The sequence below is a fragment of the Chondrinema litorale genome, from assembly GCF_026250525.1.
Taxonomy (GTDB): Bacteria; Bacteroidota; Bacteroidia; order Cytophagales; family Flammeovirgaceae; genus Chondrinema; species Chondrinema litorale.
This window is the reverse complement of the sequence record NZ_CP111043.1, coordinates 63411-77338: the sequence shown is the minus strand read 5'-3', so window position 1 is coordinate 77338 and position 13928 is coordinate 63411. Positions and strand designations below refer to the sequence as shown.

12 protein-coding genes are annotated in these 13928 nt (G+C 32.0%); 8 read left to right on the top strand and 4 right to left on the bottom strand.

Features of this window, described 5'->3' with window-relative positions; translation table 11 throughout:
* Positions 1-54: 54 nt before the first annotated feature.
* A complete protein-coding gene (lon, locus tag OQ292_RS00400) occupies positions 55-2517 on the bottom strand; it encodes an endopeptidase La (protein WP_284684063.1) in 2463 nt (820 codons plus the stop codon).
* A gap of 487 nt (positions 2518-3004) precedes the next feature.
* Here lon and OQ292_RS00395 point away from each other — a divergent pair, with 487 nt between their 5' ends.
* Genes OQ292_RS00395 through OQ292_RS00380 form a run of 4 tightly spaced genes read left to right on the top strand, consistent with a single transcriptional unit; the run spans position 3005 to position 7762 of the window.
* Entirely contained in the window at positions 3005-5083 is a 2079-nt protein-coding gene (locus tag OQ292_RS00395; protein WP_284684062.1) for an OmpA family protein, read from the top strand.
* Positions 5084-5116: 33 nt separating this feature from the next.
* Positions 5117-6088, top strand: a complete 972-nt coding sequence (locus tag OQ292_RS00390) for a stage II sporulation protein M (RefSeq protein ID WP_284684061.1) — start codon at positions 5117-5119, stop codon at positions 6086-6088.
* Positions 6081-7034 carry a hypothetical protein gene (locus OQ292_RS00385; protein WP_284684060.1) on the top strand — a complete coding sequence of 318 codons (954 nt, stop codon included), beginning with the start codon at positions 6081-6083 and terminating at the stop codon, positions 7032-7034. Before OQ292_RS00390 ends, OQ292_RS00385 begins: the two co-directional genes overlap by 8 nt.
* On the top strand, positions 7031-7762 hold the full coding sequence (locus OQ292_RS00380; protein ID WP_284684059.1) for a DUF4129 domain-containing protein: 732 nt from the start codon (positions 7031-7033) through the stop codon (positions 7760-7762). Before OQ292_RS00385 ends, OQ292_RS00380 begins: the two co-directional genes overlap by 4 nt.
* Positions 7763-7819: 57 nt before the next feature.
* Here OQ292_RS00380 and OQ292_RS00375 read toward each other — a convergent pair whose 3' ends face one another.
* Positions 7820-9985: a protein-disulfide reductase DsbD family protein gene (locus OQ292_RS00375; protein ID WP_284684058.1), complete on the bottom strand. Its 2166-nt coding sequence runs from the start codon at positions 9983-9985 to the stop codon at positions 7820-7822.
* A gap of 200 nt (positions 9986-10185) precedes the next feature.
* Between OQ292_RS00375 and OQ292_RS00370 the strand changes: the two genes are divergently transcribed.
* Both OQ292_RS00370 and OQ292_RS00365 read left to right on the top strand, forming a co-directional pair.
* The gene (locus OQ292_RS00370; protein WP_284684057.1) at positions 10186-10980 is read left to right on the top strand and encodes a sterol desaturase family protein; all 795 of its coding nucleotides are present in this window, start codon (positions 10186-10188) and stop codon (positions 10978-10980) included.
* A gap of 102 nt (positions 10981-11082) precedes the next feature.
* Complete coding sequence (locus OQ292_RS00365) at positions 11083-11358, top strand: hypothetical protein (RefSeq protein ID WP_284684056.1); 276 nt, start codon at positions 11083-11085, stop codon at positions 11356-11358.
* 3 nt (positions 11359-11361) lie between these two features.
* Here OQ292_RS00365 and OQ292_RS00360 read toward each other — a convergent pair whose 3' ends face one another.
* Positions 11362-11901, bottom strand: coding sequence for a hypothetical protein (locus OQ292_RS00360; RefSeq protein ID WP_284684055.1), 540 nt, complete (start codon positions 11899-11901; stop codon positions 11362-11364).
* A gap of 7 nt (positions 11902-11908) precedes the next feature.
* Entirely contained in the window at positions 11909-12619 is a 711-nt protein-coding gene (locus tag OQ292_RS00355; RefSeq protein ID WP_284684054.1) for a TVP38/TMEM64 family protein, read from the bottom strand.
* Positions 12620-12878: 259 nt separating this feature from the next.
* Between OQ292_RS00355 and OQ292_RS00350 the strand changes: the two genes are divergently transcribed.
* Together OQ292_RS00350 and OQ292_RS00345 are read left to right on the top strand one after the other, a co-directional pair.
* Positions 12879-13010 carry a hypothetical protein gene (locus OQ292_RS00350; protein WP_284684053.1) on the top strand — a complete coding sequence of 44 codons (132 nt, stop codon included), beginning with the start codon at positions 12879-12881 and terminating at the stop codon, positions 13008-13010.
* A 143-nt stretch (positions 13011-13153) separates the two neighbouring features.
* A complete protein-coding gene (locus OQ292_RS00345) occupies positions 13154-13921 on the top strand; it encodes a LuxR C-terminal-related transcriptional regulator (protein ID WP_284684052.1) in 768 nt (255 codons plus the stop codon).
* Positions 13922-13928: the final 7 nt, after the last annotated feature.

The window sequence follows — 13928 nt, the reverse complement described above, 5'->3', positions numbered from 1 at the left end:
TTAATTATCTCCTCTTTTTTATAAATCAAAACTAACTAAAGTAGGTTCCTCTAGTTAGTTTTGATTAAACTTGATAGGGTTGTCTACTTTAGTTTTTAAAAGTGCTATATCTAAAACTTCTCTGGCATGATCTACAAAATGGATTTTTAGATTACTTCTATATCTTTCATCAATTTCTTCTACATCCTTTTTGTTTTTAGAACAGAAAATCAGTTCTTTCATTCCAGCTCTTCTGGCAGCAAGTAATTTTTCTTTAATTCCACCTACTGGCAATACACGACCAGTTAAAGTGATCTCACCTGTCATTGCCAAATTAGCTTTCACTTTTCTTTGCGTAAATACTGAAGCCAAAGAGGTAAGTATTGTAATGCCTGCAGACGGTCCATCTTTCGGAACAGCTCCTGCCGGAACGTGAACGTGTAGATCGTAATCGTCAAATAATTTATAGTCTAGCTTTAATTCTTCAGCAAATGTTTTGAGGAAAGATAAAGCTGCTGTAGCAGATTCTTTCATTACATCTCCTAATTGGCCAGAGAGAATAAGTTTTCCTTTGCCTTTATACAGACTTGATTCAATAAATAGAATTTCTCCACCAGAAGAAGTCCATGCAAGACCAGTTACCACACCTGCAGTCTCATTATCTTGGTACATCTCTTTATCAAATACAGGAGTTCCAAGAATTTCTTCTACACGAGCTGGAGTAATTTTTTTCTGGTATTCTTTTTCCATTGCTACAGATTTAGCAACGTTTCGAATTATAGATCCGATTTGTCTCTCAAGACTACGAACACCAGACTCACGAGTAAAACCTTCAACTACTGCTTGTAAACCAGTTTTGTCAAAAGAAACATCTTTTGCCGATAATCCATGATCTTTTCTCTGCTTTGGAATTAGGTGTTTTTTAGCTATTTCCATCTTTTCTTCCAAAGTATAGCCATTTACTTCAATAATCTCCATTCTATCTCTCAAAGCAGGATGGATAGTATCTAAAGAGTTAGCGGTAGCTATAAAAAGAATCTTAGAAAGATCGTACTCAAGTTCTAGATAGTTATCTACAAAAGTGCTATTCTGTTCTGGGTCGAGTACTTCGAGTAGGGCAGAAGATGGGTCTCCTCTAAAATCTGAGCCAGTTTTATCTATTTCGTCTAATATAAATACAGGATTAGATGAGCCAACCTTTTTAAGGTTTTGAAGAATTCTACCTGGCATTGCACCCACATAAGTTTTTCTATGTCCTCTTATTTCTGCTTCATCTCTTACACCACCTAAAGACATTCTTACATACTTACGATTTAATGCCTGTGCTATAGATCTACCTAAAGAGGTTTTACCAACACCCGGAGGGCCATATAAACAAAGAATTGGACCTCTTAAGTTTTGCTTTAATTTTAAAACAGCGAGGTATTCTATTATTCTTTCTTTTACTTTTTCTAAACCGTAATGGTCTTTGTCGAGAATTTTTTGTGCCTTATCTAGATCAAAATTATCGACAGTTTGGTCACTCCATGGTAAATCTACCAGCAATTCACAATAATTAATTAAGATTGGGTATTCTGCAGAAGCAGGGTTAATTCTACTTACTTTTAAAATTTCTTTATCAAAATGTTTTTTTACTACGTCTGGCCATTTTTTCTTTTGAGCCTTTAATTTGAGACTTTCAATTTCCTGGTCAGGGCCTTCTATACCTAGCTCATCTTGCAACACTTTCATCTGCTGACGCAGAAAATAATCTCTTTGCTGCTGATCAATGTCAGAATGTACTTTGCTTTGTATTTCTTGCTTCAGTTCGAGCATCTGAATTTCCTTTAGCATATGCTCTAAAAGTCTTGTAGCTCGTTCTTTGCCATTGGTAAGCTCTAATAATGCCTGTTTGTCTTTAACATCAGCATTTATATTAGAAGAAAGAAAGTACATTAAAAAACTTGGGTTACTTATATTGTCTAAAGCAACCTGTGCTTCCTGAGGTATTTCAGGATTGAGTTTTAATATTTTACTAGCAGCTTCTTTAAGTGAAGAAACTAATGCTTTAGTTTCCTTAGAGCTCTTAGAGGGGAATTTATCTTTTTGAACAGTAACTTTTGCAACCATGTAAGGAGTTTCCTTAATGATGTCAACCAGTTCAAATTTACTTCTGCCCTGTATAATAATAGTTGTATTACCATCAGGTAAAACTAAAAGCTTTAGAATTTTTGCTATGGTTCCAACTCTATATAAGTCTTTTTCTTCAGGCTCGTCACTTTGAGCGTTTTTTTGAGCAATAACCCCAATTGTTTTATCACCTTTATAAGCTTTTTTAACAAGTCTTACAGATTTTTGACGACCTACAGTTATAGGAATTACAACTCCGGGAAATAAGACAGTATTTCTGATTGGTAGCAAAGGCAGTTCTAGTTCTGCTCCATGTACATATGTTGTATCATCTTCCTCATCTCCAGGAATAATTGGAATCAATTGGTCAGATTCCATATCTGCTATTTCACTCATGTGAAAAGTATGAATCGGCTTTTTTTCCTTCATTTCGCTCCTCTTCTGTATGCCTTAAGGCCTATTTCAAAATATTTTTGGTAATTTTAGTTACTTTAATAAATGGTAGAAAGAAATTATTGAATATTTAGCAAAAAGAGATGCATATTTATCAAAATCTTAATCCGATTTAAAATTAATAAAATCACAAGTTATAAATTGCTTTAAAAAACAATAGGTATGCCACTGTAATTTGTCAGTGTTTTTTAGATTTATTATTTTTCTGGCAATTTATACTTTAATATTAACAAATAGCCAAACAATCCTTTTTAAATTTATTTTTTACTATGTAATAATGCTGAAATACTTGTTTAATTTTATTTTTTTTACTCTGACAAGATTTCAGTCATATATATGCATGTTTGAGTTCACAGAAATTTTTTAAAATTGGAATTAAAAAAATTGAAGTATGTTTTTTTTATAGTTTCCAGATTTTTAGCATCTGTTGACGAATATACTCAGACTATAAAGCGTTTAGGATATGGTTTTATTTGTCGAACAAAGTATTATCAAGTTGGGGAATTTTATTCATAAATATTTCTTTATCATTCTTTTAAGCCTGTCTATGAGTACATTGGTGTATTCACAGAAGAAGCTTAATTCTAAAAAGGATCCTGAAGTTAAAGAAAAGACCTTACGTGTACAGAAATTTATACCTACTGATACATCTTCTGTTTTTGAATTACCTAAAATTGATTTTAAAAACATCAATTTAATCGTAGATTATTACAAACCTGCCAAACTGGCAGAAATTGAGCGATTAAAGCGTAATAAGCAGTGGGATGAATTCATGCTTAAGCTCTATGACTATGTGAGCAATTTTGGTATAAAAAACTTCATCTATGACTTGGATAAAGTATGGATGCTAGCAAGAGTTGCTGAAGCACAAGGACAAATGGAACTTACCAAAGAACTTTACAGAGTTTTAATTAAGCATTACAGGGGAGACTTACAGCAAGCATTGCACTATTACGATTCAATAGCCCACTACGATAAAGTATTGTATGCTGATATTGAAGATTATTATCGCTTAATTGAAAAACGTAAGCAAATAGATACTTTAATGCCTCCCAAAGATATTATGCTTGAAATGGGAGATGGAGTAAATTCTCCTTATGATGATTACGGCTTAACGATTTCTGGTGAATATGACGATTTAATAATTTTTACTTCTAGTAGAAATATCGATACAGTTAGATATAAACTAGATATCGGAAACGTAAGGCAAAACGAAGATATTTATATTTCTAAGAAAGATATTGCTCTTGATGAGTGGGGGAAAGCAGAGCCTTTTAAAGCATTAAATTCAGAAGATAATGAAGGCTCACCATGTATGAGTAGAGATGGTCGGCATATAGTTTTTGCAAGGTGTAATAGTGAAGATGGTCTAGGTGATTGCGATTTATATATTACCAATCTAGAAAATGATAGTGTTTGGAGTGAACCTAAAAACTTGGGTGCTAATGTAAATAGTTACGCTTGGGACTCACATCCAGCATTTTCGATTAGTGGTGATACCTTATTTTTTTCCTCAAGTAGAAGAGGAGGTTTTGGAGGAACTGATATTTATTATTCAATTAAAGATCAAAAAACTGGAGACTGGGAAAAAGCCCAAAACATTGGCCCAATAATTAATACAAGAGATAGTGAAGTAAGCCCATATCCGCATCCAAAATATAATGTACTATATTTTTCATCAAATGGTCATATGTTGAACTTTGGTGATTTTGATATTTTTAAAACTTATAGAGTAGAAAACAGCTGGACGGAACCCTACAATGTTGGGCCTTTGGTAAATGGTGAGGGGAATGAGTTTTATTTTACTATAGATTCTGAATCTAAATGGCTATTTTATGCCAAATCAGTTGGTCCTGAAGAAGAGAATTTAGATTTACAATCTTTCCCATTACCGATGGATGCCAAGCCAAATAGTGTGGTGAAGTTTAGAGGAAGAATAATTGAACCTACTACTGGTGAAGTTTTTCAAGGAGTAGTTACTGTGATTGATATGGACGAAGGTGACGAAGTTGCCCCTCGAAAAACTTATGCAGATGGTTCTTTTGAATTTGAATTGATAGATAAAAGGAATTATTTAATTATTGTTGAAGGAGATAATTTCTTTGATATTGAGCAAGTGTTCTATTTGGAAGGTGATACAACTATGGACATTGAAGCAACAGATGCTGCTAGCACAATTTCATTTGAATCTATAGATTTTGAAAAAGGGAGCTCCACTTTACAGCCCATTATGGAGAATAACCTGCATTTAATTATCGATTTTCTCTCAGATCATCCAAATTTTAATCTTAAAATTGTAGGTCATACAGATTCTGATGGTAATCCGGAAGATAATTTTAATCTTTCGTTAGAGAGAGCTAAGGTTATTAGAGACTATATTATTTCTTATGGTTTGTTTGATAATGATAGAGTACAAGCATATGGTTTAGGTAGTAGCCAACCATTAATTGAAAACGAGATTACAGAAGAAGATAAAAAGAAGAATAGACGTGTTGAGTTTAATCTCTATCATGTAAATCCAAAAGATTCTAAAACAGAATAAAAAAATATTTTCTATTTTTTACTTAATTAATATATGCGGGAAGCTGCTTTTGTAAAGAAAAATAAAGAAAAATGGCAGCAGTTTGAAAAACTACTTACAAGTGCCGAAAGAAACGATCCTGATAAAGTATCTAATTTATACATACAGATAACTGATGATCTTGCCTACGCAAGAACTTTTTATCCTCAGAGCCAAACTACTTCTTATCTCAACCATTTGGCAATGAAGGTGCATCAGTCCATTTACAAGAACAAGAAAGTTAAATCAAATAGATTTGTTTCCTTCTGGATGTATGAGTTGCCACTTTTATTTTGGGAGTCTAGAAAACAGTTTTTGTACTCTTTCTTAATTTTTATGGCTGCGGTGCTAATTGGAGCTTTGTCTAGTGCCTACGATGAGAATTTCCCAAGATTGATTTTAGGCGATTATTATGTCAACATGACTATTGAGAATATCAATAAAAACGATCCTATGGCGGTTTACAAAAGTCAGGTGCAGTTAGACATGTTTTTTGGTATTACTTTCAATAATGTTAGGGTTTCTTTTCTTGTATTTGTATTAGGCATATTTTTTTCAATTGGCTCTGGTTATTTGTTGTTTACTAACGGAATTATGTTGGGCAGTTTCCAGTATTTTTTCTATAAATATGGACTTTTGTTTGAATCTGTTTTAAGCATTTGGATTCATGGAACTATAGAGATTTCGTCGATTATAATTGCTGGTGGTAGTGGTATGGTATTAGGTAATAGTTTGCTATTTCCTGGGACTTACCCAAGAATGTATGCTTTAAAGCAAGGAGCTAAAAGAGGTGTGAAAATTATTGTAGGCCTAGTTCCGCTATTTATTATAGCCGGTTTTTTAGAAGGATTTGTTACTCGATTAACTGAATCTCCGACCATAGTAAAACTGGGTATTATATTAATTTCAGCTGCTTTTGTTATATATTATTTTGTGTTTTATCCTCAACAACTGGCTAAAAAGGTAACAGATTTTAATAATGAATAACTCAAAAATAGACCTAAGAAAGATTAGAGACTTTGGAACGAATGTTTCAATTTCTATCGAATTTATAAAAGAGAATTTTACTCCATTTATAAAGTCTTTGATTTTTATCGCTGGGCCATTTATTCTGATTTCTTCGATTTTAAGCGGAATCTTTATGTCAGAATTTATGAGTATGATGCTAAATCCGAGTGCTAATGTTGTTGCAGGCCCTTTTTCCATGCTTCCAGAGAACTTTAGCACATACATGCTTAATGGAGTTCTGATACAATTTATCGGGTTGATAGCTGTAATTGCTGTTACTTATAGATACTTATTGCTATATCCAGAGCATGGAAAAAATATAAGTTTTGAACTTGTATGGAAATATGTAAAAAGAGATTTTATTTCTGTGGCACTTGGTCAGTTACTAACAATAGCGATAATAGGAGGAAGTGTTTTTGTGTTATTTGCTTTAATTACTGCAATAGGCTTTTTTAATGGAGGTTGGTTTGTTGGTATGTTGGCATTTTTTGCATTTATATATCTGTTAATACCTTGCTCTTTAATATTCATCATTCAGATGACAGAAAATGTAAACCCTATTGTCGCAATTCAAAGAGCTTTTTCGCTCATTAGAGGTAATTGGTTATCAACTTTTGGTATTTTAATGGTAAGTTCAATAATTATGTATTTCATCAATATGATATTCTACATACCGATGTACATAGTGAATTTTGTTACAACCATTAATACACTTGATCCTCTAGCTGCTTCAAATAATGAATACCTGAGTTTAATTACTTTAATCTCAACAGTATTAGGAACAATTGGATTATTTTTCGCTATTCCAGTTTTTTATTTAAGTCTGGGGTTTCAATACTTTAGTATAGTTGAGAAAAAAGAGCATATCGGTCTGATTGAAAGAATAGAATTAATTGGAACAAAAGAAGATGAATACTATTTATGAGACATAAAATTCAATTATTCTTAGTACTTATAACTTTAAGCCTTGCAGGCAATGTAGGTTATGCTCAAAACGACTCTATTCCAGAAGAACCTGATGCGATAAAGAGAAGTTTTGATTCTGAGAAGCTGGAAGAATTAGCTAAGGATGATGCTTTTGATTACAATCGAAAAGATATACAGAGAAGTTATAGTATTTGGGAGTTAATCGGAATGTGGATAGCTGAACAAATTGGTAACTTCTTTAATATGATGGGACAAAATGGAGAAGTAACAAAAAATGTATTATATGTAATTTCTGGTTTGGTAATGATTTACCTCTTTTCTAAACTACTCGATGTAGATTCTCGTGGTATCTTTTTCAAAGGGAGTGAGGCAAAGAAAGATAAAAAAGGTTTTTTTACTGAAAATATCCATGAGATAGACTTTAATAAAGCATTAGATGATGCAATTAAAGCTGAAGAATATAAAACAGCTGTAAGAATTTTATACTTGGCTTTGTTAAAATCTTTAGATTCAAGAGAGTTTATAAAATGGAAATCTCATAAAACTAATCACGATTACGAAGCGGAGATAGAAGGTATAGGTATAAAGCAAGATTTCGAATCTTTAACCAGATATTTTGAATATATCTGTTATGGAGATTTTTCTTTAGATAGGCAAAACTTTGAAAAGGCTAAAGAGATTTATGAGCATTTAAATCAACAAATCCAGAAGAAAGTATTGGCTTGAGTTTGAAAGGAATTAATGATGAAAAAAAAGTCCTCCAACTTTGGAGGACTTTCTTTTTTACTTAATAGTGCTTACCAATTCTTTTTGGTGTTGCTTAAAAGCTTTTTTCCCTTCTTCTAAATAATCTATGAATAATTGAGTGTCTGGCTGATAACCGATTGGAGGTTTTACCAGAACTTCTTCATCGTTGCTTAGTAATACATAAAATGGCTGAGCATTATTGTTAAATCTTGAAATTTGTATATCAGCATTTACTTGCCCGATAGTTTTCTTTACTTTTCCATCTGTCTCAGAAACAACCCAATCTTGCTCAGGTAATGAGGTTCTATCATCCACATAGAGAGAAATAATTACATAGTCATTGCTAAGTCTATCTAAAACTGGCGATTCACCCCATACAAAATCTTCCATCTTTCTACAGTTCACACAGGCATGTCCGGTAAAATCTAGTAAAACTGGTTTGTTAAGCTTTTTGGCTACTTCCATGCCTTGCTCATAGTCGAAATAACCAGTAAGTCCATGTGGCATTTCAAATTTATCTGCGTGTTTAATTTCTTCAACAGGCGCATTAGTATGAGCTATGTTGCTTACACTCGATGTTGTCAATTTTGTTAAATCAAAATCATGCGTAGTTCTTGGTGGCAAATAACCAGAAAGTGCTTTTAGTGGTGCGCCAAACATGCCTGGAACTAAATAAATTACAAAAGCAAAGCTTGCTACACCCAATAGTAAACGCTGTACAGAAACTGTTTCTACTTTGCTATCATGTGGTAATCTAATGTATCCAAGGAAATATAAGCCCATGCAAAGTGCAATGGCAATCCATATAGCGATATAAACTTCTCTGTCAAGAATTCCCCAATGGTAAACTTGGTCTGCCATACTTAAGAATTTGAATGCTAAAGCTAACTCTACAAAGCCCATTGTCACTTTTACAGAATTTAACCATCCACCAGATTTTGGCATTTTTTGCATCAAAGAAGGGAAAAATGCGAATACAGAAAATGGTAATGCAAAAGCTAAAGAGAAGGCAAACATACCAGCTACTGGTTTTAAAATTTCTCCACCAGCAGAAGCTACCAAGATACTCCCAACGATTGGCCCAGTACATGAGAATGAAACTAAAACCAAAGTGAGCGCCATAAAGAAAGGGCCTAAGAAACCTCCTTTATCGGCTTGCTTATCTACATTGTTTACTAATTTACTCGGTAATATGATCTCGAACATTCCGAAGAATGAGAGCGAAAAGAATAAAAATACACCAAAGAAAATGAGGTTTGGCAACCAGTGTGTACTTAATACATTACCAATGGTAGCGCCAAAAAGCAGTGCTAATACAACTCCAACAATGGTGTAAATTAAGATGATGGATATACCGTAAATGATGGCTGAGCCTTTTCCAGCTCTATGTGTAAAAAATGAAACTGTCATCGGAATCATTGGAAATACACAAGGAGTCAAAATAGCTGCTAGACCACCTAAAAAAGCAGCTAGCATAAACATAATCAAAGATCCTTCTTCATCACTATTTACAACACTTAGATTATCACTTTTTGCTTTTTTAGTATCGGGTTCTTCCTTAAGAACTTCTTGAGTTTCAGTTTTAGCAAATGTTTCTTTCGGTTTAGATTCTGCTAATTTTTCATCTGTCTTTTCTTCCTCTACTTTTTTAACCGTTTCAGTTTCTTTTGCAATCGCTTTTGTATCTTCAATTTCAGATGTTTTTTGTACAACTTCTGCAGTTTTTGCAGGAGTAACTTTTAAGTTGTTAAAAGTAAAATCTTTGGTAAACAAGATACATTTTCCGTCTATGTCGCTACACGTTTGACCTTCGATAGAAACTTTCACATTAAAGTCTTTAGATAAGACTTTTACTTTCTGTACGAATTCTCCTTTTTTTGTAAAATAGGTGTATTCGCCATCCCAAATTAAGGAGTCGTATTTTCTTTTAGGGTTTATAGGTTTTATATCTCCTATAAGCTGATATGAGCTATTTTCTTCAAATTTAAACTCTGTTATCATCGGGCCTAAATCCGGATCAAAGTCTGAAGAATATAAGTACCAGTCTTTATCAATATCAGCTTCAAATATAAGTTCAATTTCTTCACCTACTGAGGCTTCTTGTTTAGAAAGCTTCTTTTTCCAGCTTACATGATTCTCGATTTGTGCAAAAATCGAGAACGTAATTAATGATAGTATGAAGGTAAATAATGTCTTTTTCATGTGAATTTTAATTGTTATCACTGATGCTCAGCTATTAAACTAAGTGTAACTTTAATGGGTTCAAATATCGGTAATATCAAACAAAGTTTTGAACATGCTTTCAGATTGTATAAAATAAATCTTTCAGAATAAGCTAAAATTAGCAGTTTAAGTATTTGCTTTCTGTGATATTTGTTACCAAATGATGCACTTTGCTAATTATGAATGATATAAATTTTTCTGAGCCTACTATTTTTCTTGCTACAACCTTCTTTACCTTTCTTGCTATTTTCTTTAGGTATGTGCTTTTAGCAGGTATGTTAGATTTAATATTTTATGTTTTTTTGAAGCATGATTATACAGCTAGAAAGATTTCAATAAAACCTCGGAATAAAAATATATTAATAAAAGAACTAGTCTGGTCAGCTATCACTTCTTTAATATTTGCCATTACCGGAGTTTACATGTTAATACTTTGGCAAAATGGATATACCAAAGTTTATATTGAACTGGGAGCTTATCCTTGGTGGAATTACCCTTTAAGTATCTGTTTTTTTCTACTGATTCATGAAACTTATTATTATTGGCTACATAGATGGATGCACAAGCCCTCTGTATTTAAAATTGTACATAAAGCACATCACGAAAGTATTACACCATCACCTTGGACAGCATTTTCTTTTCATCCATTCGAGGGTATATTGCAGACATTGGTACTGCCACTCTTTTTATTGTTTTACCCAATGCATTACACTGCGATCGCTTTGTTGCTCATTTTAATGACAGTTTCAAGTTTTATTAATCATTTAAATATTGAGGTTTATCCGAATGGATTTGAAAAAAATGTTATAGGAAAATGGTTAATAGGAGCTACACATCACACTTTGCATCATGCTAAATTTACTGCAAATTATGGTTTATACTTCACTTTTTGGGATAAATGGATGGATACTGAAAGTGCTGATTATCAAGCTGTTTTAGAGCGACTAAATAAAGGTAAGTATAAAAATACTTGATATTATATTCTAAGAATAATAATAAATTTTCTTAAAAATTACAATGCATTGATTCATGCCAAAATGCTGATAATCTGATATTTGCATTAGCGTTTTTTGAGTATGAAAAAACTAATACTAACAACCTGTTATACACTTGCTATTTCTCTAGGAGTTTATCTATTTGCCTATAAACAAGGTCAAATAGATATGATGCAATCTCGCTCTGCAATTTTCAATATTTGTGAGGATGATTGTTATTTAGAGATGTCTGTTAGAAAGGTAATTCAATATAGATTGCCAGAACCAATCAACTTTCAATTAGTAGGTTTTATCACTTACTGCAAACAGCAATTGAAAGAAAAGCCAGAAGGCCTGCAAGCTTCTGTGAGGAAATAAGGTTTAAAAAGGTGTGTCAGGTTTAATCCTTCCTGCTTTTACATCTGCTAAAAACTGAATTTCATCTTTAATAAATTTATAGGCTGGAGAACTCCTAAAATATTGATCTATGTCATTTTCAGTTGCTTCAAATACTTTAAAGTTTGAACCAAGCAGTAAAAGATCAAAATGGTTAGCTAGTTTAAGTATATTTGCTACAAAGTCTTTAGTTGCTTTAATAGAAATATCAACTCCAAATTGGAAGTAAGTAATAATATTGGATAGTTTATCAAATTCTATCCAGAAATAATTTGTATCTAGAAAACCATTAAATATCTCGTTATCACTAATTTTAGTTTTTAGGGGGTTAAGGGTAAATGAATTTAAAGAAGGTTTTACTTTTTTAATTTTAAGGGGATTATCTAACCATAAATCAGTTATTTTTTCTCTACAGTTAAATGAATCACTATTAAAACATTCTAAAGCACTATATTTCCCATTATATATTGAATAGAAAGATTGTTTAGGAATAAATTCAATATAACATTGTAATAATGAGTCCATTATAAATTTAATTTTGTTTTCTCTTCTTCTTATCCCAGTAAACGTATAATCCAAAAATGATAAGGCTTACTAGAGAGCCCCAAAATAAGCCAGTTTTTAGCGAATCGGTACTTTTACCCATAATAGCAATTAAAATAGTGAGGGGAGTAATACCAAGTAGAGTAGCGCCAATAAATTTCCCATAATTCATTTTTAATATTCCTGCGACAAAACTGATGGCATCATTAGAAAGGAAAGGGTTTATTCTGGTGATAACAACTGCCCAAAAGCCGTAATCTTCTATAAATTGAGCAGTCTTCTTTTTAGATTTTTTTCCAATTAGCTTTTCAATAATTACAGGGCCAAAGTAATTGCCAATAGCATAAGCAGCAGATGCAGCTATAAAAATAGATAATAAAACCAATAAACTTCCCCATACTGGGCCATAAGCAAGAATTGTTACAACCATAAGTGCCACCGAAGGCAGTACAAACAAAATCATTTGTACTAACATAGTAATGATAATCACCACAGGACCCCACCAGCCAAATTGTTTTACCCATTGTTTAATTCTACTTTGATCGTCACTTGTTAATACATTCCACGCTTCGTTACAAAAATCCTTTACTTCTGGTATAAGAAAATAACTAGCTAATAAACCTCCCAATAAAAGTATAGAAATATATAAAGGTAATTTACTTTGTTTAATCGAGTTGGTTGATTCTGCTGTTTGCTGCATTAAAGTGTTATTATTTGGTTTTATATGATGTTTTACATTATATCTTTTATATAAAAGATATAGTTGGAAATATTGTTTAAGTGAATTTTTGATTTAAATGTGAATTTATAATTCCAAATTTCAGAAATATTCCCATAAAGGCACAAATACAAATTCGTGGTTTAAATTAACTTGCTGATTTATAGTATTTTATGAGTATATTGGTTTTAGGTTAAAGGTTTGTATTATGAGTTATACAAAACACTAAATATTTCCAATCATGACAGTAACCGCTAGAAAAACCTTTAAGCAAATAGACGCTCAGTTAGATATTAAAAGAGAGCTGAAAGCATTGAAATTTGAATTAGACGATATTAAAAAGAGACTTTGTAAATATAAAAGGGAAGAATAGGCGCAGGAGAATATACTATAACTAAACAATATTAAATCGCAGAAACTAACAAGATTTTAGCCCGCACACAGAATATTATTTTTTATAAGTTAAGACCTCGTGGGATATAGATCTAAAATCCATTAAATTAAAATAAAAAAGTAATGGATTATACCGATATCTGGAAAGAAATATTCCATACTAATAAATTTATTGATAAAAAAAGGCTAGAAAGTCATATTACTCGACAACAGCAAATTGAAAAAATACTTCCATTTTCCGGGAGTTTTTTTGTAATTGTGAATATGCATGCATCCAGATTTGAATATATCGGGAATAATGTGTTTTCTGCACTTGGTTACAATGTTGAAGATTTTTTAGGTAAAAGTGTTGAAGTTTTTCTTAATTTAATTCACCCAGAAGATGTTGGCTATATAGTAAATGAGTTTTACAAAGAGTCAACTGAGGTGTTAGATTCATATCCACCAAATAGGAGAGGTGATATTATCTTTCAATATTCTTATCGCTTTAAAACAAAATGGAATACTTATGCGCTAATCTTAGAGCAAGTAAATGTCTTAGAGCTTGACGAAGATGGCAAATTATCTATTGTGTTAATTAATGTTTCTGTACTTGAGCATATTGTGCATCCAAAAATTTCAGGCGTAATTAAAATTTTAGATAAATACAGAAATTATAAGACCATTTATAAGAAGGTTTTTGGTAGAGAAAATTTGCACGAAAAACTGAGTATGCGTGAGTACGATGTTGTAAGTCTTTTACTTAAAGGTAATAATAGTAAACAAATTGCAGAAGAACTTTCTATAAGTGCCCAAACAGTTAGCACACACCGTAAAAACATTTTAAAGAAACTCCAATTACAATCTACAAATGAGTTAATTAGCTATGCCTATCAAAATTTGATGGTTTAAGACACAA